26 protein-coding genes, 1 tRNA gene and 1 pseudogene are annotated in these 21,241 nt (G+C 35.3%); 17 read left to right on the top strand and 11 right to left on the bottom strand.

What is annotated here, in order from left to right; all coding sequences use genetic code 11:
* Positions 1–51 precede the first annotated feature (51 nt).
* Complete coding sequence (locus ABWH96_RS02620) at positions 52–756, bottom strand: membrane or secreted protein (RefSeq protein WP_375579989.1); 705 nt, start codon at positions 754–756, stop codon at positions 52–54.
* Between the two features lie 14 nt (positions 757–770).
* Positions 771–1,202, bottom strand: coding sequence for a VOC family protein (locus ABWH96_RS02615; RefSeq protein WP_375579988.1), 432 nt, complete (start codon positions 1,200–1,202; stop codon positions 771–773).
* Positions 1,203–1,285: 83 nt separating this feature from the next.
* Between ABWH96_RS02615 and ABWH96_RS02610 the strand changes: the two genes are divergently transcribed.
* From ABWH96_RS02610 to ABWH96_RS02590, 5 genes are read left to right on the top strand one after another with little or no spacing between them, the layout of a single operon-like run.
* Complete coding sequence (locus ABWH96_RS02610; RefSeq protein WP_375579987.1) at positions 1,286–2,527, top strand: parallel beta-helix domain-containing protein; 1,242 nt, start codon at positions 1,286–1,288, stop codon at positions 2,525–2,527.
* A 42-nt stretch (positions 2,528–2,569) separates the two neighbouring features.
* Positions 2,570–2,863, top strand: a complete 294-nt coding sequence (locus ABWH96_RS02605; protein WP_375579986.1) for a type II toxin-antitoxin system HigB family toxin — start codon at positions 2,570–2,572, stop codon at positions 2,861–2,863.
* Positions 2,857–3,219, top strand: a complete 363-nt coding sequence (locus ABWH96_RS02600; RefSeq protein WP_375579985.1) for a type II toxin-antitoxin system HigA family antitoxin — start codon at positions 2,857–2,859, stop codon at positions 3,217–3,219. Before ABWH96_RS02605 ends, ABWH96_RS02600 begins: the two co-directional genes overlap by 7 nt.
* A gap of 20 nt (positions 3,220–3,239) precedes the next feature.
* Complete coding sequence (locus ABWH96_RS02595) at positions 3,240–3,431, top strand: hypothetical protein (RefSeq protein ID WP_375579984.1); 192 nt, start codon at positions 3,240–3,242, stop codon at positions 3,429–3,431.
* Positions 3,428–4,513, top strand: coding sequence for an SO2930 family diheme c-type cytochrome (locus tag ABWH96_RS02590; protein ID WP_375579983.1), 1,086 nt, complete (start codon positions 3,428–3,430; stop codon positions 4,511–4,513). The genes ABWH96_RS02595 and ABWH96_RS02590 overlap by 4 nt, the downstream gene beginning before the upstream one ends.
* 123 nt (positions 4,514–4,636) lie before the next feature.
* Here ABWH96_RS02590 and ABWH96_RS02585 read toward each other — a convergent pair whose 3' ends face one another.
* Together ABWH96_RS02585 and ABWH96_RS02580 are read right to left on the bottom strand one after the other, a co-directional pair.
* Positions 4,637–5,434, bottom strand: coding sequence for a (Fe-S)-binding protein (locus tag ABWH96_RS02585; RefSeq protein ID WP_013454874.1), 798 nt, complete (start codon positions 5,432–5,434; stop codon positions 4,637–4,639).
* A gap of 35 nt (positions 5,435–5,469) precedes the next feature.
* Complete coding sequence (locus ABWH96_RS02580) at positions 5,470–6,783, bottom strand: 4Fe-4S dicluster domain-containing protein (RefSeq protein WP_375579982.1); 1,314 nt, start codon at positions 6,781–6,783, stop codon at positions 5,470–5,472.
* A gap of 95 nt (positions 6,784–6,878) precedes the next feature.
* Here ABWH96_RS02580 and ABWH96_RS02575 point away from each other — a divergent pair.
* Positions 6,879–6,951: transfer RNA gene (locus ABWH96_RS02575), tRNA-Phe, on the top strand.
* Between the two features lie 238 nt (positions 6,952–7,189).
* Entirely contained in the window at positions 7,190–8,608 is a 1,419-nt protein-coding gene (locus ABWH96_RS02570) for an ATP-binding protein (protein WP_375579981.1), read from the top strand.
* Positions 8,609–8,741: 133 nt separating this feature from the next.
* Here ABWH96_RS02570 and ABWH96_RS02565 read toward each other — a convergent pair whose 3' ends face one another.
* The 5 genes and pseudogenes from ABWH96_RS02565 to dusB form a co-directional block, all read right to left on the bottom strand.
* Complete coding sequence (locus ABWH96_RS02565) at positions 8,742–9,611, bottom strand: pseudouridine synthase (protein WP_375579980.1); 870 nt, start codon at positions 9,609–9,611, stop codon at positions 8,742–8,744.
* Positions 9,612–9,684: 73 nt separating this feature from the next.
* Complete coding sequence (gene scpB, locus ABWH96_RS02560) at positions 9,685–10,248, bottom strand: SMC-Scp complex subunit ScpB (protein WP_013454878.1); 564 nt, start codon at positions 10,246–10,248, stop codon at positions 9,685–9,687.
* Positions 10,248–10,634 (bottom strand): TraR/DksA family transcriptional regulator, encoded by a 387-nt coding sequence (locus tag ABWH96_RS02555; RefSeq protein WP_375579979.1) that lies wholly within the window; start codon positions 10,632–10,634, stop codon positions 10,248–10,250. Before ABWH96_RS02555 ends, scpB begins: the two co-directional genes overlap by 1 nt.
* 148 nt (positions 10,635–10,782) lie before the next feature.
* Positions 10,783–11,675 (bottom strand): annotated as a pseudogene (locus ABWH96_RS02550) (DMT family transporter).
* Complete coding sequence (dusB, locus tag ABWH96_RS02545) at positions 11,672–12,670, bottom strand: tRNA dihydrouridine synthase DusB (protein WP_375579978.1); 999 nt, start codon at positions 12,668–12,670, stop codon at positions 11,672–11,674. Before dusB ends, ABWH96_RS02550 begins: the two are co-directional and overlap by 4 nt.
* A gap of 38 nt (positions 12,671–12,708) precedes the next feature.
* Between dusB and ABWH96_RS02540 the strand changes: the two genes are divergently transcribed.
* From ABWH96_RS02540 to ABWH96_RS02525, 4 genes are all read left to right on the top strand, one after another.
* Positions 12,709–13,647: a lysostaphin resistance A-like protein gene (locus ABWH96_RS02540; protein WP_375579977.1), complete on the top strand. Its 939-nt coding sequence runs from the start codon at positions 12,709–12,711 to the stop codon at positions 13,645–13,647.
* Positions 13,644–13,850 (top strand): putative signal transducing protein, encoded by a 207-nt coding sequence (locus tag ABWH96_RS02535; protein ID WP_013454883.1) that lies wholly within the window; start codon positions 13,644–13,646, stop codon positions 13,848–13,850. The genes ABWH96_RS02540 and ABWH96_RS02535 overlap by 4 nt, the downstream gene beginning before the upstream one ends.
* Positions 13,831–14,664 carry a phosphatidate cytidylyltransferase gene (locus ABWH96_RS02530; protein WP_375579976.1) on the top strand — a complete coding sequence of 278 codons (834 nt, stop codon included), beginning with the start codon at positions 13,831–13,833 and terminating at the stop codon, positions 14,662–14,664. Before ABWH96_RS02535 ends, ABWH96_RS02530 begins: the two co-directional genes overlap by 20 nt.
* An 89-nt stretch (positions 14,665–14,753) precedes the next feature.
* Positions 14,754–16,028, top strand: coding sequence for a Glu/Leu/Phe/Val dehydrogenase (locus tag ABWH96_RS02525; protein WP_375579975.1), 1,275 nt, complete (start codon positions 14,754–14,756; stop codon positions 16,026–16,028).
* 76 nt (positions 16,029–16,104) lie between these two features.
* Here the strand turns inward: ABWH96_RS02525 and ABWH96_RS02520 are convergent, their stop codons facing one another.
* Together ABWH96_RS02520 and ABWH96_RS02515 are read right to left on the bottom strand one after the other, a co-directional pair.
* A complete protein-coding gene (locus ABWH96_RS02520) occupies positions 16,105–16,527 on the bottom strand; it encodes a type II toxin-antitoxin system VapC family toxin (protein ID WP_375579974.1) in 423 nt (140 codons plus the stop codon).
* Entirely contained in the window at positions 16,520–16,756 is a 237-nt protein-coding gene (locus ABWH96_RS02515; RefSeq protein ID WP_375579973.1) for a hypothetical protein, read from the bottom strand. The genes ABWH96_RS02520 and ABWH96_RS02515 overlap by 8 nt, the downstream gene beginning before the upstream one ends.
* Before the next feature lie 141 nt (positions 16,757–16,897).
* Here ABWH96_RS02515 and ABWH96_RS02510 point away from each other — a divergent pair, with 141 nt between their 5' ends.
* From ABWH96_RS02510 to ABWH96_RS02485, 6 genes are all read left to right on the top strand, one after another.
* Positions 16,898–17,560 carry a phosphatidylserine decarboxylase family protein gene (locus ABWH96_RS02510; protein WP_375579972.1) on the top strand — a complete coding sequence of 221 codons (663 nt, stop codon included), beginning with the start codon at positions 16,898–16,900 and terminating at the stop codon, positions 17,558–17,560.
* A gap of 2 nt (positions 17,561–17,562) precedes the next feature.
* The gene (locus tag ABWH96_RS02505) at positions 17,563–18,015 is read left to right on the top strand and encodes an ATP-dependent zinc protease (protein WP_375579971.1); all 453 of its coding nucleotides are present in this window, start codon (positions 17,563–17,565) and stop codon (positions 18,013–18,015) included.
* Positions 18,016–18,090: 75 nt separating this feature from the next.
* Positions 18,091–19,023 (top strand): hydroxymethylbilane synthase, encoded by a 933-nt coding sequence (gene hemC / locus ABWH96_RS02500; RefSeq protein ID WP_375579970.1) that lies wholly within the window; start codon positions 18,091–18,093, stop codon positions 19,021–19,023.
* Between the two features lie 2 nt (positions 19,024–19,025).
* Entirely contained in the window at positions 19,026–19,901 is an 876-nt protein-coding gene (locus tag ABWH96_RS02495) for a peptidylprolyl isomerase (protein ID WP_375579969.1), read from the top strand.
* Entirely contained in the window at positions 19,898–20,797 is a 900-nt protein-coding gene (locus ABWH96_RS02490) for an SDR family oxidoreductase (protein ID WP_375579968.1), read from the top strand. Before ABWH96_RS02495 ends, ABWH96_RS02490 begins: the two co-directional genes overlap by 4 nt.
* Before the next feature lie 222 nt (positions 20,798–21,019).
* Positions 21,020–21,235: a hypothetical protein gene (locus tag ABWH96_RS02485; RefSeq protein WP_375579967.1), complete on the top strand. Its 216-nt coding sequence runs from the start codon at positions 21,020–21,022 to the stop codon at positions 21,233–21,235.
* Positions 21,236–21,241: the final 6 nt, after the last annotated feature.

Below are 21,241 nucleotides of genomic sequence, written 5' to 3'. Positions count from 1 at the left end.
AGCCCTTCTTGAATATCACCCAAAGTTGAACTTATATTTTTTAATTGCATTTTAAATCCCCAAATCCACCCGATCACTCCAAATTTCATAAATAGGATCACCTTTGCTGCTTTTTCCGCTGTGGTGCCATTCTCCATTTTTTAATTGATAATCAAAAGAAAGCTCTGCACCCACTCGGCTGCTATCTCTTGAGAAAAATTTTATGATTTCAGTATATTTTCCACTCTTGGTAGTATAATCTCCTCCACCTGTTCCCATGAAATTACCCGTTTCGCTATTGTAGGCTATCCATTGGAAATAAGTCCCAGATAAAATCTTCATGGTTTTTCTAGCTCCCGGAGTCATGCTGTTCATTTCTCCGTTGCGTTCCCTTCCGGTAATTACCCATGCGCCCGCCAATTCTCCTGGTTTGTTTTCGTCTGTTCTTTTCCATGTTAAATCTCCAATTTCTAGCTTCTGCCCTTTTAAAACGAAGTCCAGCTTTTCTGTCATACCAACTTTCTCTTTGTCATCGGTATGGAATTCGTAAGTAATTTGGATTTGATTATTATCAGTGAGATTCCAACTTCCTCCGTAAGTGTATTTGAATTCATTTCCTTTGTAAAAGGTAACGGCAAAATGCTTTTCGACCATTATCCACTGTCCAATCAGTCCTTCATCTGTTTTAGTCTCCCAACCTCCGCTTAAATTATTCGATTTTTGATAGCTAAAGGCGGTTAATAAAAAAGCGCTTATTCCTAAAATTAAAGTTTTCATAATTGTATAGTTTTTTAATAGTCATCATTTACTTCCACCCAGTAGCCATTAGGGTCTTGAAAGTAAATTTGTTTAACACCATCCACTCTATTAGTAATTTCCCCACTTTCTCCCTGCCAATTCTCAAAGGGTACATTTTCAGCTTTTAGGTTGTCAATAAAACTTCCCATGTCTTCTATGCTGAAGCATAAATGGTTGTTTTTATTAATAGTGGGTTCTTCCCATTCTCCTTCTATCAGATGTAATTGCGAATTGCCTAATTTGTACCAAACATGTAATCCATCTTTAAAAGGTTCTGCAATTTCTTCCAATCCGATAATGTTGGAATAAAAGGATTTACTCTCTGTTAAATCTTCCACATAAACGGCTATATGATTTAATTTAACCTGTGCTTGAGAGAAATGAAAGGTGAATATCAGAATTGCGCTAAGAAATAGATGTTTCATGGTTTTGCTGTAAAGTATATGCTCAATTTAGAAAGTTTATACAGTATCAGCAAGATTTAGTATATTGATGGAAATTTTTTGATATGCAACGACTACTTTATTTTTTACCTATTCTGCTTCTAGCAGCTTGTAACTTTGAATCTGAGGTGGCAGACAGAAGCAATGCCGGTTGGCAAAACATCGAAAAAGATTTGCAAACGGCTTTGATTATGGCAAATGATGGAGATACCATCAATATACCAGAAGGCTACTTCAAGTTTACCAAAAGCTTATTGCTAGATGAGAAATCTAATATTGTATTCAAAGGCGCTGGAATCGATAGGACTGTTTTATCCTTCAAAAATCAACAAGAGGGAGCCGAAGGTCTGAAAATAGCAGATTGTAAGAATATTTTATTGGAAGGTTTCACCATTGAAGATGCTGCTGGGGATAATATTAAGGTAACGGACACGGACGGCATCACTTTCAGAAAAGTAAAAGCGCAATGGACAGGGAAAGTAAGCGAGAAAAATGGAGCTTATGCTCTATATCCTGTGCTTTGCAAGAATGTATTAATTGAGAATTGCATTGCCATTGGTTCCTCCGATGCAGGCATTTATGTAGGACAGTCCGATTCTGTAATCATCCGAAATAATGAAGCCTATCAAAATGTAGCGGGTATTGAAAGTGAGAATTCGAATTTTGTAGAAATCTACGGCAATAAAGCCATTAATAATACGGGCGGAATTTTAGTTTTTGATTTGCCTGGTTTGACTCAATATGGCGAGGACATTAAAGTTTATAACAATGAGGTTAGGGAGAATAATCACAGAAATTTTGCACCCGCTGGAAATATTGTAGGTGTAGTGCCTCCGGGAACAGGTATTATGGTTTTGGCTACTCGAAACGTGGACATTTATGAAAATGAAATCATCGATAATCGTTCAGTAGGACTTGCGATAATCAGCTATGAGTTGGTTTCTGCTTTAAGTGAAGAGGAAACTGAAGAAGGTAATGCAGAGCAAGAAGGTTCTGCTCAAAGAGTAAACAGCAATTATGATTTGGATGAAGACTATAATCCTTATCCTTCCGATATAAAAATTAGACAGAATACTATCAGTAATGATAAATGGTTCGCTACCTTCCAACATGATTTTGGAAAATTATTTAATTTCAAATATCCTTTCAATCCGCCTGATATTGTATTTGATGGATTTATGGCAGAGGGTGAAACGCCTAGTGAAATTTTATGCATTGACCAAAAAGATATTCATTTTGTGAATTTGGACGCACCAAATGATTTGGAGAACATGAATGAAAATATGGAGGAGTTTGTTTGTGAGTAGTATTATTACATAATTTGTTTTATAATTACACTATATGTAACTTTGAGAATTGTTACCAAAAAACATATTGCAGATTTTTATACTGATCATGCAGATAGTAAGACTGCTCTAGAGGATTGGTATAATAAAGTTTCCAAGCTTGATTGTCAAAATTTAAATGAGTTAAAAGAAAACTTTCCTTCTGCAGATTATGTGGGAAATAACAGGGTGGTGTTTAATATAAAAGGGAACCAATATCGACTAATAGCAATTATTATTTATGTGTCTCAAAAAGTTTATATAAGGTGGATAGGTACTCACTCTGAATATGATAAAATAAATGCAAAAGAATGTTGAAAATAAAATCAAAATCAGAATACGATAAGGCAAACGAGGAATTAGAACGCTTAATTAAGAAGGTAGGGAATGATTTTAACTTTAATAATCCTGACTTTTTAAAAATGGATAAGTTATCTGATTTAATTGCAGACTATGAAGATGAACACTATCCGATAAGGAAGCCAAGCCTAGTTGAAATTATAAAATTAAGGATGTTTGAATTGGGACTAAATCAAAAGCAACTTGCAGAGAAATTAGAAGTACCAAGTAGCCGAATAAGTGAATATTTGAAAGGAAAAAGAGATATCACTTTAGAAGTTGCTAAAAAATTGAAAACCCAACTAAATATTGATGCTGACATAATATTACAGTAATTGAATTTTTCGACTCAGAAATGAAATATATTAAAAAGAAATTCATAAAGGATAAAAACAATAAAAATATTGCCGTAGAAATATCAATTGAGGAATTCAACAAGATTGAGCATCTTTTGGAAGATTATGCATTAGGTGAGTTAATTAAGGAAACAGATAGTGTAGAAAATTTAGGTTTAAAAGATGCTAAAATATATTATACCAATCTATGAAAACCAATTTTTACATAGCATTAAGCCTGTTTTTTCTCATTTCGTGCAATTCACAGGAAACCAAAAAACAAGAACCCCAAGAAAACGCTCCATCTTCATTTAGCTTTACTTCTAATAAAGAACTAGGCAAAGAAAAACTATCAGACTATGATTTTTTCAAAGGTGAATTAGCGGAATTATATCCAAGGGAAAATGTCCATCCCTATAAATTAAACTCAGCTCTATTTTCGGATTATGCGCATAAAGCCCGATTTGTACAATTACCTGAAGGCAAAAGTGCTGATTATCACCCCATAGAAGTCATGGAATTTCCTGTCGGTAGTGTTTTAATTAAGAACTTCTATTATCCTAATGATTTTTCTGAGCCAAATGGAGCTAGAAGAATTTTGGAGACCAGATTATTGATTCATGAAGAAGAAGGCTGGAAAGCTTTACCCTATGTTTGGAATGATGAACAAACAGAAGCTTTTCTAGAAGTAGCCGGAGCTACAAAAAGCGTAAGCTGGCGAGATGCTAAAGGCATCACTCAAAAAATCAACTACAGTGTACCGAACATGAATCAGTGCAGAAGCTGTCATTTAAAAGACAATAAAATTATGCCTATTGGTCCTTCTGCTAGACAACTTAATAGAGAATATGATTATACTGAAAAAGGTGAAATGAATCAATTGGAATATTGGCAATCACATGGGTTATTATCAAATCTACCTGAAGGAGATTTACCTAAAATAGTGAATTATGAAAATAAAGATGCTCCATTAGCCGACAGGGCAAGAGCGTATCTCGAAATAAATTGCGGACATTGCCACCGTCCAGAAGGCCCAGCCAAAAACTCTGCCTTGCACCTAATGGCTTCAGTGGATAATCCTGCTGCCTGGGGTGTGGGAAAAACACCAATAGCTGCTGGCAAAGGCTCAGGCGGATTGAAATATGATATTGTAAAGGGAAATGCAGATGAATCAATCTTAGCCTATCGTATGGAATCTACAGACCCTGGAATCATGATGCCTGAATTAGGCAGAAAAATGGTGCATAAAGAGGGTTTGGCTTTGGTGAAACAATGGATTAATGAGATGGAATAAAAATTGTCAAATTGACAAGTTTTCGAGTTGGCAGGTTGTCAAGTTGGCTCGCGTAAAAAAAAGACATCAAAGTGACAATACACCCTGATGTCTTATTTCCTATACCTTAAAACCTATGACTAATCAAAGTCCTTCATTTTTAGCAATTAACTCTGCTAAATCAAAGACCTTTACATTATGCTCTCTTTCTTTGTTTTTCACACCATCCGTCATCATAGTCATACAGAATGGGCAACCAGCTGCAATTACTTCAGCTCCTGTGTCTAAGGCTTCTTCAGTTCTTTCAATGTTGATTTCTTTATTGCCTTTCTCGGCATCTTTGAACATCTGCGCACCACCAGCTCCACAGCATAAACCTTTGGTTTTGCATCTTTTCATTTCCACTAATTCTGCATCCAATGCTTTGATGACATCTCTAGGAGCTTCATAAACGCCATTTGCACGACCCAAATAGCAAGAGTCGTGGAAAGTGATCTTCCTTCCTTTAAATTCGCCACCATCTTTTAAAGTGACTTTTCCTTCATTGATTAATCCTTGCAAGAATTGCGAATGGTGCACTACATCATAATTCCCTCCTAACTCAGGATATTCATTTTTAATGGTATTGAAGCAATGCGGACAGGCCGTTACAATTTTCTTGATGTTATAGCCATCCAAAACTTGAATATTACTCATCGCTTGCATCTGAAAAAGAAACTCATTTCCAGCTCTTCTTGCGGGATCTCCAGTACAACTTTCTTCTGGACCTAATACTGCGAAATTGATTCCTACCTTATTCAGGATTTTGGTAAATGCAATGGTTACGGCTTTGTATCGGTCATCGAATGAACCTGCACAGCCCACCCAGAATAACACCTCAGGAGCTTCTCCTTTGGCACTCATTTCTTGCATGGTTGGGACTTTATATGTTGAATCGCTCATAATATCTTGATTTATAATTTTTCGTTTCCTAAAACTTATTTTTCTTCTTCTTTTAATTTATCAGCCCATTTGAATCGGTCTGTTGGAGGAAATTTCCATGGTGCAAAGCTAGTCTCCACATTTTGGAACATGGCATTCCATGATTGAGGCGAACTACTTTCTTCCATTGCCATATATCTTCTCCCTTGTAAAATAATATCCAATGGGTTGATATTGATCGGACAAGCTTCCACGCAAGCATTACAGCTCGTACAAGCATTTAACTCTTCGGCAGAAATATAATCCTCGCTAAATAATGAACTCCCCTCTTCAGCTTCTTTACCTGCTTTAATATTATCCCCGATTTCAGTAATTCTATCTCGGGTGTCCATCATGATTTTACGGGGGGAAAGTTTTTTCCCAGTTAAATTGGCTGGACATTCAGCGGTACATCTTCCGCATTCTGTGCAAGCATAGGCATTCATCAAATTAACCCAAGTTAAATCTGTAGCATCTTTCGCGCCTAATCTCGCTACTTCTGCAGGAGGAGTTCCTGCATCCATTCCCAGCATGCTTTTCACTTCTGTAGTTACTTCATCCATATTGTTCATTTTACCCTGAGGAGTTAATCTGGCAAAGTAAGTATTCGGGAAAGCCATAAAGATGTGTAAGTGCTTAGAATAGGTGACATAAACCGCAAAAGCCAAAATACCAATGATATGGAACCACCATGCGAAACGCTCAGTAAATCGTAAAGCGTCCACGCTCATGCCTTCGAATAGCGGAGTCAAAAAGCTACTAAAGAAAAAGCTTCCTGTTTGAACATAATGATCATCTTTTCCCTGTAAAAGCTGGTCAGTAGCATTCATGGTTAAGATGGCAAACATCAAGATGATTTCAATAACTAATATTAAATTTCCATCTAGTTTGGGCCAGCCTTTCAAGGATCGTAATCTTGGTACGCTCAAAGCATTTCTTCTTAGCAGAAAAGCTACACATGAAACTAAAACGAGTACTGCTAAAAATTCAAATATATTAATGGCCACAGTATAGGTATCACCTAAGATTGGAGCAAATATCCTGTGCGTTCCTGCAATTCCGTCAATAATAAATTCTAATACCTCAAGGTTGATCACTAAGAACCCTACATAAATCATTAGATGAAGGATAGCAGGGATAAATTTCTTAAACATTTTCTTCTGTCCAAAAGCAATAAGCAAAGTGTTTTTCCATCTTTGCCCTTTATTGTCACTTCTATCTACCTCTTTTCCGAGATTGATATTGTTTTTAATGCTCCCTATTCTTTTTGCTAAAAAGTATCCTGCCACCGCAAGTACCAGTAAGAAAGCAATTTGCGAGATGTATTCCATAGTTGTTATTTAATCGTTTAAAATATTTTATCACATTTTTTTTAAAATCCTTTTGCAGGATAAATTTTTCACCTACTTTTGCACCACTCTATCACGGTGCTGTAGCTCAGTTGGTAGAGCATCGGACTGAAAATCCGTGAGTCGGTGGTTCGAATCCACTCAGCACCACAAGCCTTGCCCTCAAAAGCAAGGCTTTTTTTATGTCTTTTATGTGAATTTTATTTATCGCCATTTTTCAATCTATTTTCTACCAAAGCTTACACTTGAAATTTAAAAATAATAGTTGAGTTTAAAAATAGTATGCATACATACTATTTTTATGATAATTTAAAATCAATACAGATAAGCTTTTGCTTACTATATACAATTTAAAATATTACTTTAGTAAATATAAAACAAATAGGCATTGATTAATCAATCTATTTTCGATCAATATTTTGATAGCATAGTGATAAGTTATTCAGGTCAAGCTGTTTGGAGCATTGGACTGGCACTTATTTTATGGTATTTTTTTAATCTTTATCAAAGAAAACATTTAAAGCTTTGGTCATACAGCTGGTTGGCTTTCGCAACCTATATAATCTTTGCTTTAATTACGCTTTATTTTGCTAAAAATGATAATTCAGGGCCTTTCTGGCAAAATATTTTCACTTTTCTATTTCAGATAGCTGGTTTAATGCAAGTTGTCTGGTTGTTGCAAGGCACCTACCATCTTATTCAAAGAAAATCCTTAACATTAAAGCAAGAGTATATTCAATATACTGTAATTATCCTAATCGCACTATTTACCTCTATATTTCACCTATTTAAACAAAATGATGGACACATTTACTCTCTAGTTATTCCGTTTACCATAAAATCATTGATTGTGGGCTCATCTTTTGTATTTGCTGGAATTCAAATCATGAGAATTGGGAGGCGAGACGCTGTAGGCAAAAAATTATTGTGGATAGCTTTCTTACTATATGGATTCGAAAACCTCAATTACACTCTCGGTGGGATTTATATGATTTTTGATGAAAATTTTATATTGGAACTAGATTACACATTAGGCGTAATCGATTTCTTATTACTTTCTTTCATTGGTATCGGTATGATTATTTGGCTGCTTGAAGAAGAGCGATCAGCATTAGAAAAAACCAATAGGGAATTAGATAGCTTTCTTTATAGCACTTCTCATGATTTACGGGCACCGGTTGCTTCATTATTAGGTTTAATCAACATTGCTAAGCACGACATAAAAGATGAATCAGGACAGCAATATGTTAAAATGATGGAGGAAAGAGTGAAGAAATTAGACCATATTTTTAGCGATATATTAAATTATTCTAGAAATATCAAAACAGAAATAAGCTTGAAAACCTTCCGCTTAGGCGAAATGGTAGAGGATGTTATTACTGATGTTAAATTTAATCAGGGGGCAGACAGCATTAGACTAGATTATGATGAGCAGATTCACCATATCCTAAAAACTGATTATTATCAACTTAAAGTTGTGTTAGGGAATCTAATTTCCAATGCGGTTAAATATCATGATGCTAAAAAACCTGATCAATACATTGCGATAAGATTTGAGAGGTTGGGCAGAGATGTTCACATTTCGGTAGAAGATAATGGAACAGGTATAGCGCCTGAAAGTCAGCATAAGGTCTTTGATATGTTCTACAGAGCCACAAGCGAAGCGGAGGGATCAGGATTAGGTTTGTTTATAGTACAACAAGCATTGGAAAAAATAAATGCCCGCATTACCCTAGTTTCAGAATTAGGTAAAGGCAGTATTTTTAAGGTGATCATTGAAAATGCTGGAGTGAATTTAGATGAATAACCCCCCTGCCCCCTAAATCCCCCAAAAGGGGACTTTTCGCACAGTTTTGATTATGTTTTCTAATTTGATGCTCCATGCTACTAATCGTTCAAACGTCCGCTTGGACTAAAAAGCAGAAGGATATATCTCTTCCTCACCTCAAATGTTTCAAATTAATTACTTCTTTTTCCTTTAGAAATCTCCATTTCCCTCTTGCTAAATCTTTTTTGGTCAATCCTGCGAAGGTGGTTCGATCTAATTTTACCACATCATAGCCCAAATGTTCGAAAGTTCTTCTTACAATGCGGTTACGGCCCATTCTGATTTCCATACCTATGCTTTTGGCATCAGGAGAAAGGATGGCTAAATTATCTACTTTTACTTCACCATCTTCCAATGTAATTCCTTCTTGAATTTTAAGAAAATCTTCTTCGGTAATGGGCTTGTCTAATTCTACTTGGTATATTTTCTTAATCTTGTGAGATGGATGAGTCAATTTCTTGGCCAATTCACCGTCATTTGTAAAAAGTAAAAGTCCTGTGGTGTTACGGTCTAATCTGCCAACAGGATAAATACGTTCATCACCCGCTGCAGAAATCAAATCCATCACGGTTTTTCTGCCTTTGGGGTCATCCATGGTGGTGATAAAGCCTTTTGGTTTATTGAGTAATACATAAACCAATTTCTCTCTTTTAATGGGTTTACCTTCGAAAGCTACATCATCCATAGGTTTCACTTTAAAACCTAATTCGATCACCACTTTATTATTCACTTTTACCTTGCCATCAGCGATGTGTTGATCTGCTTCTCTTCTGGAGCAAATGCCCGCATTGGCAATGAATTTATTCAAGCGGATACCTTCCTTTAGCTCCTTTTCTTTAGTCTCGGCAGACTTAAGTTTCTTAATATCATACTCAGGAGTTTCTGCCTTTCTTTGATTGGAAAACTTCTTTACCTGATGAGATTTATGGGGATTTTGGGGATTTTGGGGCTTTTGCCCTTTTGGAGACTTCTTATTATGCATAGCAATGAAATTTATAAGCTGACCAACATTTGTCCGTCATTATTTCAATTACAAAACTACGTTTCTATTCTGACTAATCCTCGTTTTCTTTTCCTATTTGATTTTCGTCTTGGGAAAAGTCTTTTGGGGTAGGTAAATCTTTTAGATCATTGATGCCAAAATATTCCATGAAATTTTGGCTGGTGCCGTATAAGATGGGTCTTCCGATGGCATCTGCCTTTCCTTTTATTTCTACTAATTCCTTTTCCAGAAGCTTTTGGACAGTATAGTCGCAATTTACTCCTCTTATTTGCTCCATTTCCCCTTTGGTGATAGGTTGTTTGTAAGCAATAATGGAAAGGGTTTCCAAAGCCGAAGTGGACAATCTTTTCTTGGATTGTTGCTTGAGCATGATGCCTATACTCGCTTGATAGGCAGGTTTCGTCATAAACTGATATCCGCCTCCAACATGCTCTACTTGGAAAGAATATTCATCTGATTCATATTTTTTGAGGATTTTTTCAAGTGCACCCTCTATATCCTCCTTTGGAACATCTGCTTCAAACATTTCGGATAGGCACTTCTGAATTTCCTGCAACTTCAATGGCGAAGTTGCACAGAAAATCAGGGCCTCAATATGGTTGAGCAGAAAATCCATTAATTATCTTGTGCTAATTTAGCCTCGATAGATTGAGTAGTATGTGGAACAGCTCTTAATCGCTCTTTAGAAATTAGTTTGCCAGTTACAGAACATACTCCGTAAGTACCATTTTTAATTCTTACTAAAGCATTTTCCAAATTAATGATGAACTTCTGCTGTCTTGCTGCCAACTGATTCATGCTTTCTTTTTCCATGGTATCAGCTCCATCTTCCAAAACTTTTACATTTCCTGAAGTACCGTCTGTTCCTGAATCTCCAGAGCGAGTTATTGTTGATTTGATATATTTAAGTTCTTCTTTGGCTTTATTTAATTTGTTAGTGATTAACTCTTCAAATTCTGTAAGCTCAGCAGCACTGTATCTTGTTTTTTCGTTATCACTCATAATATAAAGTATGTTAGTTATAATTGCCGCAAAAATAAATGCTTTAACTGAAAACAAAAACTATTTATTGAATAATTAAAGTGTTTTCGCAATGTTAAGCAAATTTAAATCAAGGGAATATTTTAGTAATGCTGGAAATATCCAAATATTATTTTTTAGGACGATTAGCAAAGGCTACTCCTAATATAATAAGTACAATTCCGATATAATGTCCAAACACTAAAATTTCTCCATCTAATAAACCCCAGATAATTGCAACAATTGGAATGATATAAGTTACAAAACTGGTAAAAACAGGTGAGGTAAGCTTAACTAATCGGTTAAACAGGATTAAAGCGAAGGCAGTTCCAATCACACCTAAAATACAAATGTACAGCAATGCTAGCCAAGCCCCTTCTTCATATTGCATTTTACTTACAAAATCGCTTGAGCCGAATAAGTAACCTCCAGCTAAAGGTGCTATTAGCACAAGAGAAATACTTGTAATCATTCTAGGAGTAAGAATACTAAATTGAGTTTTAATGATGTTCAAATTGAACCCATAGCATAGCGTTGCTAAAATCACGAAAATGGCATAAAAATTAAAATTGCCGAGTTCACCTCCTGAGCCAGCTACTATCAGTACGATGGTTCCTCCAAAACCTAAAGCGATTCCTAAGCTGTCTCGTAATTTCAGTTTCCCTTTAAAGAAAATAACACCCACTAAAAGTGCAAATATTGGGGTTAATGCATTTAAAACACCTGTAATTCCGCTTTCTAGTTGAGTTTGGGCATAAGCAAATAGAAAAGCTGGCCAAAACTACCGACCATACCTGAAATAAACAGCCATTTCCATTGGCGTTTATTCAAACTTTTAAGCTTAGGTAATGATAAAGGAGTTAAAACTAAGGCAGCTGAGAATATTCGGATAGCCCCAACTTCTCCAGCTGAAAAAACTAGTAATCCCTTTTTAATAAGTATAAAAGAACTTCCCCAAATAAGTGCCAATAAAACTAATAAGCCATAAACTAATACAGGGCTTACAGATTCTTTTTCGCTCATATTTTTTCAAACATTTGAGCTGAAAACACTTCATTTACTTCATCTAAAGTATCTAATACAGCTTGGTAATTTTCTCCCTCCACTAATCGAGTCCTGTAAGGTTTAAAATGTGGAATTCCCCTAAAATAATTAGTGTAATGCCTTCTCATTTCAAATATGCCTAACTTTTCACCTTTCCATTCCACTGAAAATTTAAGATGCTTTTTAGCAGTTTCTACCCTATCATCTAGATTTGGTGGTGGAAGTATTTCGCCAGTTTCAAAGTAGTGTTTGATTTCATTGAAAATCCAAGGATAACCGATAGCAGCTCTTCCAATCATCAGCCCATCTACTCCATATCTATTTTTATATTCCAATGCTTTTTGCGGAGAATCAATATCTCCATTTCCAAAAATTGGAATATTAATTCTAGGATTGTTTTTCACTTTGGCAATAAGAGACCAATCTGCTTCGCCTTTATACATTTGTTGACGAGTTCTGCCGTGAATAGACAAGGCTTTTATCCCTACATCTTGCAGTCTTTCAGCTACTTCCTCTATATTCTTCGAGCTTTCATCCCATCCTAAACGAGTTTTCACAGTAACAGGCAAGTCTGTAGATCTTACAACAGATTCAGTCAGCCTGACCATTAAATCAATATCTTTCAAAACGCCAGCACCTGCTCCTTTGGTCACTACTTTTTTGACAGGACAACCAAAATTGATGTCGACCAAATCAGGTTGTGTTACATTAACTATACTGGTTGCCATGGCCATTGCTTCCTCATCGCCTCCAAATATTTGAATGCCAATGGGCTTTTCATAATCGAAAATGTCCAGTTTTTGTCTGCTTTTGATGGCATCACGAATTAAACCTTCAGAAGAAATAAATTCTGTGTACATAAGGTCAGCACCATTTTCTTTACAGACTGCTCTGAAAGGCGGATCGCTAACATCTTCCATAGGTGCTAAAAGCAATGGAAATTCGCCTAATGATATGTTTCCTATCTTTACCAATTTGATAATCTTAATTTTGGTGTAAATTTACGCACTATATGAATTCTTTAAAGCATAACAACCCACAAATTCTCCATAAAAATCCCTGGACTTCAATTTTTTACCTTGTATTGCTGTTTTTGGCATGGAATCTTTTTAGTCAATTAATCGGCACAGGTATAGCTGTATTGGTCACAGGCGTTGGTTTTATGGAAAGTCAACAACTTTTGGAACCTCCTTTTGGCCCTAAAAGTAAAATCTTTATGTATGTAGCTCAGGGAATTAGTCATTTCCTTGGATTTACACTTTTTGCATTCTTTTTCATTAAGACAATGGATAAGATGAGTCTTAAAACTTATTTTAATAGAAAAAATATTGGTGTCCAGCCATCTATTTTAATTGTTTTAACCACTTTCTCTTTTATGATATTTAATTCCATCATAATCGAATGGAATATGAATATTGAATTCCCTGAATTTATGAAAGGCTTTGGGGAATGGGCAAGAGGAATGGAAGACCGCATGATGGAATTAACAGAACTGCTTAGTTCATATGATAGCTTTGGGGAAATGTTGATTGCATTAGTGATCATTGGTATTTTCCCTGCAATTGGAGAGGAGTTGGTATTCAGAGGGCTATTGCAAAATAAATTACAAACTGCTACCAGTAATGCACATTTAGCCATCTGGATAAGTGCTATTATTTTTGGTGCCTTTCACATGCAGTTTTTTGGGGTTGTCCCAAGAATATTATTAGGTGCATTATTTGGCTACATATATCTTTACTCAGGGAATATCTGGTACCCTATTCTGGCTCATTTTGTAAATAATGGTTTGGCAGTAATTATTATGTATGTGGGGCCTAGATATATTGATGATTTTGATGCGACTGAAGTAGATACTGCGGTTCCTGTTTATGTATCTATAATTGGATTATTCGCTTGTTTGATATTTTTCCGTTACTTTATGAATCTTCTTAAAGTTAAAACTCAGGAATGAAGAATTGGAAGACGGTCTACAAAACGGATAAGCTCTATCAAGTGCAAATCGTAAAAGATTATTTGCAGGATAAAGAATTGCATGCGATTATTGTAGATAAGAAAGATTCAGCCTATCAGCTAGGCTATTATGAAATCGTGGTTGCTGTGGACGAGGTAATGCGTGCGATTAAACTAATTGAAGATGATATCAAATTTGAGTAAATACAATAACTTAACCCAAAGAATTATTGCAGCCTTATTGGGAGTTGCCATTATTCTTTCCGCTATAGTGTATAGTGAATGGACTTATTTCGCAGTCTTTTTTATTCTTTGTGCTTTAACCCAGCTTGAATTTTATAAACTGGTTGGACTGGACGGAATGTTACCGCTCAAATTCTGGGGAACCATCACAGGTTTATCTATTTATAGTATTACATTTTTGGTTCATGCCGAGCATCTTGACCCTCGAATTTACTTTGCCATTGCACCTATAGCTTCCACTGTTTACTTTGTTAAACTTTATAAAAAGAATGACAAAAAACCTTTCACCAATATTGCCTATACTTTTCTAGGAATCATTTATGTTGCGGTACCTTTTGCGCTTTTACACATTGCTGTGTTTTATAATGATTCCTATAGTTTTCAAATAATAATAGGTGCACTTTTCATACAATGGGCAAGTGATACAGGCGCTTATTTCGCAGGAGTGAAGTTTGGTAAGAGAAAACTTTTTGAGAGAATCTCCCCTAAGAAAACCTGGGAAGGTGCTTTAGGTGGAACTATATTAGCCTTCATTTTTGCCATCATTATGGCATCAAATTTTGACGAAATTGCAGATTGGCAATGGTTGTGCATAGCTGGGATAATTGTTATTGCTGGTACTTATGGAGATTTGGTTGAATCCCTTTTTAAAAGAAGCATTGAAGTAAAAGATTCTGGCTCCATAATCCCCGGTCATGGTGGCTTTTTGGATAGATTTGATGGACTTTTGTTATCCGCACCATTTATTTCTGCTTTTTTGATGCTTTTTGAATGATTTTTTCAACATTAGCAGTATAAAAAGTAAAAAAGAGTTAACAAATACTTAATTTTACCGCAAAGTTTTTAAAAAAAACAAATACTACTATGGGTTATATCGAACCGGCTCCAATTAAAGACTTAGAAAATCCTTTTGAGTCTATGATGTCGCGATTTCATATCGCTGCTCAACACTTAGGTTTAGACGATGAAATTTACAATGTATTGAAATCTCCTGCTCGTCAGGTGATAGTTAACCTTCCCATCACCATGGATGATGGCTCCATTCAGGTTTTTGAAGGTTACCGTGTGATTCATTCCACTATTTTAGGCCCGTCCAAAGGTGGTGTGCGTTATGATATGGGTGTGAATATTGACGAAGTAAAAGCACTTGCTGCCTGGATGACCTGGAAATGTGCTGTTGTGGATATTCCTTATGGTGGTGCCAAAGGAGGTATCAAATGTAATCCGAGAGCGATGTCTGCTGGGGAGATTGAAAGATTGACTCGTTCATATACAGAGTCAATGGTGGATGTATTTGGTGAAGATAGAGATATTCCTGCTCCTGATATGGGAACAGGGCCAAGAGAAATGGCGTGGATGATGGATGCCTACTCAAGGTCAAAAGGTATGACAGTAAATGCTGTGGTAACTGGAAAGCCTTTGGTTTTAGGTGGTTCATTAGGAAGAACTGAAGCTACAGGTCGTGGTGTGATGGTATCTGCCCTAGCTGCAATGGAGAAATTGAAAATCAATCCCTATAAAGCAACGATGGCAGTTCAAGGGTTTGGTAATGTAGGTTCTTTTGCGGCTTTATTATTAGAAGAAAGAGGTGCAACTATCAAATCCATTTCTGATATCTCAGGTGCTTATTTCAATGATAACGGAATTGATATTAAGAAAGCGATTGAGTACAGAAATAATAATAATGGTACTTTAGAAGGCTTTGAAGGAGCTGAAAAAATTGATGGTAATGATTTATTGACTTTAGAAGTGGATGTATTGATTCCAGCAGCTAAAGAAGATGTAATTACCCATGAAAATGCTAGTAAAATTCAGGCTAAGCTAATTGTGGAAGGAGCAAATGGCCCTACTTCAGCGAAAGCCGATAATATTATAAATGAAAAAGGAATAATGGTGGCTCCGGACATTTTAGCGAATGCTGGTGGTGTTACGGTTTCTTATTTCGAATGGGTGCAAAACAGATTAGGGTATAAATGGACTCGCGAGCGTGTAAATAGACGTTCTGACAGGATTATGAAAGACGCTTTCGAAGTGGTTTATAATACTTCTAAAGAATATGATGTACCTATGAGGATTGCGGCTTATATAGTGGCAATCGATAAAGTATCACAGACTTATAAATATCGTGGTGGATATTAATTATTAAGACCAAGAGATTTTTGTTATAATTAAAAGCGCAGGAGACTGCGCTTTTTTAGTTTAAGTATTAAATGCTTCACTTTTGATAGTTGCTTGCCATTGTCCAATTTTCTACTCTTAACCCTGGAATACGATTAAAATGTTTCACGTTATTAGTTACTAAAGTCAAATCATTATCGATAGCAATTCCAGCTATTAATAAATCAATATCATCAACTGTATTACCTGATTGTCTTAAACTTGAGTATAATTCTGCCGAAATTTTGGCAGAATTATCGGTCATTGGTATTACTAAATTATCAACGACAAAATCCTCAAAAACACTTAGTTGTTTTAAAGCATTTTTTGCTAGTAATCCACCTGTAATTTCATAGTATGTGATGATACTTAATTCTATCAAATCGTACTTTCTCAGATATATTTCAAAATTTTCAATTACAACTTTATCCCCTTTGAAATAATAGGAAAGAATATCGGTATCGATTAATACCCTACTCATTAATTCTTCTTCTGTTTTTTTTACGCCTTTCTATTAAGCTACTTGTTAAATCATTAAAAACAGATTCATCAATATCTTGCCAAGCTCCTGCAAAGGATAAAGTTCTATTTTTGTTATTATTAACTTCCTCAAACTTTGAAATATAGTCATCTAATTCCTTAAGTTTATCTTTAGGAATTCGACTTATTCTTCTTAATATCTGATTACGTCTTTGAGCGTCTGTTATCATAGAATTTTTGAAATATTTATACAAATTAATTAAATCTTCTTTATTAACACATATTAACAACTAATTTTCACACATATTAACAATTACCTCATGAAATCAATTCATTAGTAATTATATTTGATTGTTTTTTAAAATATAATTATGACATTACATAAAGAAGGAAGGAAAATTTTATTTTTCTCATTAATAATATTCGTTGGGATATTCTTTTTATTTGAATATGCTTTAGATACCCCAACTTGGGTGAATAATGCAGTTTTAGTTGCTCTAATAGTGCTTTACCTAGTGATTTTACAATTTTTCAGAAGTCCGAAATTTATTATTAATAAGGATGAAAAGCATGTTTTAGCACCAGCCGATGGAAAAGTAGTGGTAATTGAAGATACCGAAGAAGATGAATATTTTAAAGGAAAAAGAAAGCAGATTTCCATTTTCATGTCTCCTGTTAATGTGCATGTAAATAGAAGCCCAATTTCTGGTGTGGTCAAATTTTGTAAATACCATGCGGGAAAATATTTAGTAGCTTGGCATCCAAAATCAAGTACTGAAAATGAAAGAACCACTATAGTAGTAGAAACTGGAAATGGCGTTGAAGTACTTTTTAGGCAGATTGCTGGAGCCATGGCAAGAAGAATTAAATGGTATGTAAACGAAGGCGATATGGTAGAGCAAGGTGGCGAATTCGGTTTCATAAAATTTGGTTCTCGTGTGGATATTTATTTACCTCTAGATTCTGAAGTGAAAGTTAATATTGGAGATAAAACAAAAGGTGGGCGTACTGTTATTGCAGAATTGAAATCCTAAAATTGAAGGCCAAAAAGACCATAGGCAGAATTGATAAACTTGATTTACCTGAATTAGGCTTAGTAAAAGTTCAGGCAAAAATCGATACAGGAGCCTATACTTCTGCCATTCATTGCTCTAAAATTCATATTGAAAAAGACAAAGAAGGAAGGGAGTTATTGGTTTATACCATTAGTGCAAAGCGCTTAGGTCAGGGGATGAAAGCTAAGAAATTTAAAACGGCTGATTTCAAGCTGAAGAAAATAAAGAGTTCAAACGGGCAAGTGCAGGAGCGCTATGTAGTAAAAACCAAAATCAAGATATTTAATAAGATCTACAATACAGAATTTTCTCTTTCCGATAGAAGCCATATGAAAAACCCTATTTTGTTGGGTAGAAAATTATTGAGTGGTAGATTTGTGGTGGATGTAACAGAAGAAAATCTTTCATATCAGTACCATCAAAACGGTCGATGACCGACTTTTTATTGAGGTTAGACTGAGCAATGATTTATTTTTCTACCAAACCACAAAATTTTTACAATTAATAAAATGAATATTAGAATTGGCACTAGAGGCAGTAAGCTGGCGTTATGGCAAGCGGAATATGTTAAAGATAGAATTGAGAAAGCTGGACATACTGCTGAGATTATTATCATTCAAACCAAAGGAGATAAAATTCTGGATGTAGCCATTTCCAAAATCGGAAGCAAAGGCGTTTTTACAGAAGAAATAGAAGCCCAACTGGCAGAAGGTAATATTGACATTGCCGTGCATAGTGCTAAGGATATGCAATCTGAATTACCTCACGGTTTTGATTTGATTGCATTTACAGAAAGGGAAAAAGTTAATGATGTATTGGTTTCACACAAGGAATCTATTGACATTAATGATAAAGAAAATCCTATCGTCATTGGGACTTCCTCCACCCGTAGAATTGCGACTCTAAAACATTTTTATCCTCATATTAAAACCGTGGATATCCGAGGAAATCTTCAAACCAGAATCAGGAAAATGGAAGAAGGCTTGTGTGATGCCATTTTACTAGCTTATGCGGGTGTCCATCGAATGGAATATGATGACAAAATCAAATTGGAGCTTTCTACCAAAGAATTTATTCCTGCTGTAGGCCAAGGTTCTGTTGCTATAGAGGTTCATAAAAGCATAACAGAGGATAAAAAGCAAATGTTAAGATTTGCTCTTAATCATAGAAATACGGAATATTGCTTAAGGGCAGAAAGAGCTTATTTGCGACACTTACAAGGTGGTTGCAGCATTCCTGTTTTCGGCTTGGCAAACTTAAACGCCAATTCAATTGAAATGGAAGCAGGTATTATCAGCTTGGATGGGCAAGAAAGAATTTCCATGAAATTGACAGACGAAACTTCCAGAGCGGAAGAATTGGGAACATTATTAGCTCGACAGATATTGAAAAAGGGCGGAGATAAAGTATTAAAAGAAATAAGAGAACAACTTTCAGAATAATTATGAAAAACAAAAACAATTTAATTTTAGCATTTTCTTTATTGATAATTATGGCTTCATGCCAAACTTCAAAGGATTCAGTGGTCGTTTTGCATACTCAATACGGTGATATGACCGCAATCCTTTATGAAGAAACCCCAAAGCATAAAGCTAATTTTCTTGAATTGGTAGAATCAGGAAAGTACGATAGCACCATTTTTCACAGAGTGATTGAGAATTTTATGGTGCAAGGTGGAGATGTCAATCAAAAAAAAGGATTAGAAGAGGAAGATAAAGTTAACTATACTATAGATGCTGAAATCCATCCTGATTTTTGGCACGTAAAAGGATCTTTGGCTGCCGCTCGTCAAGGAGATCAAGTTAATCCTGAAAGAAAATCTAGTGGTTCACAATTTTATATTATTCATGGACAAAAATTTACAGAAGCTGATTTGTTACAAATGCCAGAAGGGAGACTTTATCAACAAAAACAGATGAAATTGCGTGAGCTCTTAGGAATGAAAAAGTATGCTAATCTTAGAAATGAAGTAATTGAAATGCAAAAGGCTAAGGATATGGAAGGCTTACAAAATTTCATGGAAACCATAGCCGATTCATTGGTAGAGAAAGAATTTGGTAAATTGGAACTTTATGAATATTCGGACGCACAAATTGAAGACTATAAAAACATAGGAGGAGCTCCACATTTAGATGGTGAATATACCGTATTCGGAAGAGTAGTAGAAGGTTTGAATGTAGTAGACTCCATTGCTGCTGTCAGAACCGCTGGAGCTGATAAGCCCGTGAAGGACATTTTCATGACTGCAGAAATTGAGAAAATGTCAAAGAAAAAAATTACCGAACTATACGGCTACGAATATCCTGAAGAAGAAAAATGAGGATTTTAATAACAGGTTCCAATGGATTATTAGGTCAGAAATTAGTCCAACTAATTACTGAACAAAGTAGACATGAGCTGATTGCTACAGCAAGAGGAGAGAATCGATTGCCTTATGAAAAAGGATACGAATTCGAAAGTCTTGATATTACCAATCAGCAGGAGGTTATGGATGTAGTAGGAAAGCATAAACCTGATGTTATCATCAATACTGCTGCTATGACTAATGTAGATCAATGCGAAACTGAGCAGGAAGATTGCTGGAAATTAAACGTAACTGCAGTTGACAATCTGATTGAAGCTTCAAAAAAGCAAAATGCTTTCCTTCTACAACTTTCTACCGATTTTATATTTGATGGAGAAGACGGGCCTTACAATGAAGAGGCAGAAGCTAATCCTGTTAGTTATTACGGTGAAAGTAAATTAGCTGCTGAAAAATTGATAATACAAAGCAAAATTGACTGGGCCATAGCCAGAACCGTTTTAGTTTATGGAATAGCGCATGACATGAGCCGTTCTAATATTATTCTTTGGGTCAAAAAATCTCTTGAAGAAGGTAAAGAAATTCAAGTAGTGGATGACCAATGGAGAACCCCAACTTTGGCTGAAGATTTAGCGAAAGGTTGTTTGTTGATTGCTGAAAAGAAAGCAAAAGGCATTTTTAATATCTCGGGAGATGATTTATTAACACCTTATGAAATGGCAATAAAAACAGCTGAATTCTTCAATTTGCCTCAAACAACCATGACCAAATCGGACAGCACCAAATTTAAGCAAACTGCCAAAAGGCCACCTAAAACTGGCTTTATTTTAGATAAAGCTAAAAGGGAATTAGGCTACACACCACATTCTTTTGAAGAAGGGATTAAGGTTCTGGCGGAGCAGATGAAAAAATAATTATTATGACATAAGACCTTACACTCCCCTTCTGATAATCATGAATTAATTACAATATTAAAGTAGTTGTAAGATAGAAAAATGAGAAATTAAACATTCTCATTTTTCTATTTATCGGAATTAAATGGGGATTTATGGAATTATTACCATATTTATTTCAAATTTTCAAACATTGAGTGTGAACAAAGCATCTATCAATAGTAATCAATAGAATAAATGTTCATGCCAAAATTTACCATTGTTTTTAATGATAATTCAACCAAAATAATTGAAGCGGAAAGCAAAGATTCTTTAATAGCCGAATTTAGCCTTATTGACGCCACCGCATTCCAAGAAGATGTCAAAGAAATCCGTTGGGATGAAAAAAATTATTGTTGTGTAGAATGCATTTCAAGTGGAAAAATCAGTAAAACAGTTAATACCGTTAATAAAAAGTGAAAATAG

Source organism: Marivirga tractuosa (assembly GCF_042140215.1).
Taxonomy (GTDB): domain Bacteria; phylum Bacteroidota; class Bacteroidia; order Cytophagales; family Cyclobacteriaceae; genus Marivirga; species Marivirga tractuosa_A.
The sequence above is the reverse complement of the archived record's forward strand: the minus strand, read 5'-3'. Positions and strand labels throughout refer to the sequence as shown.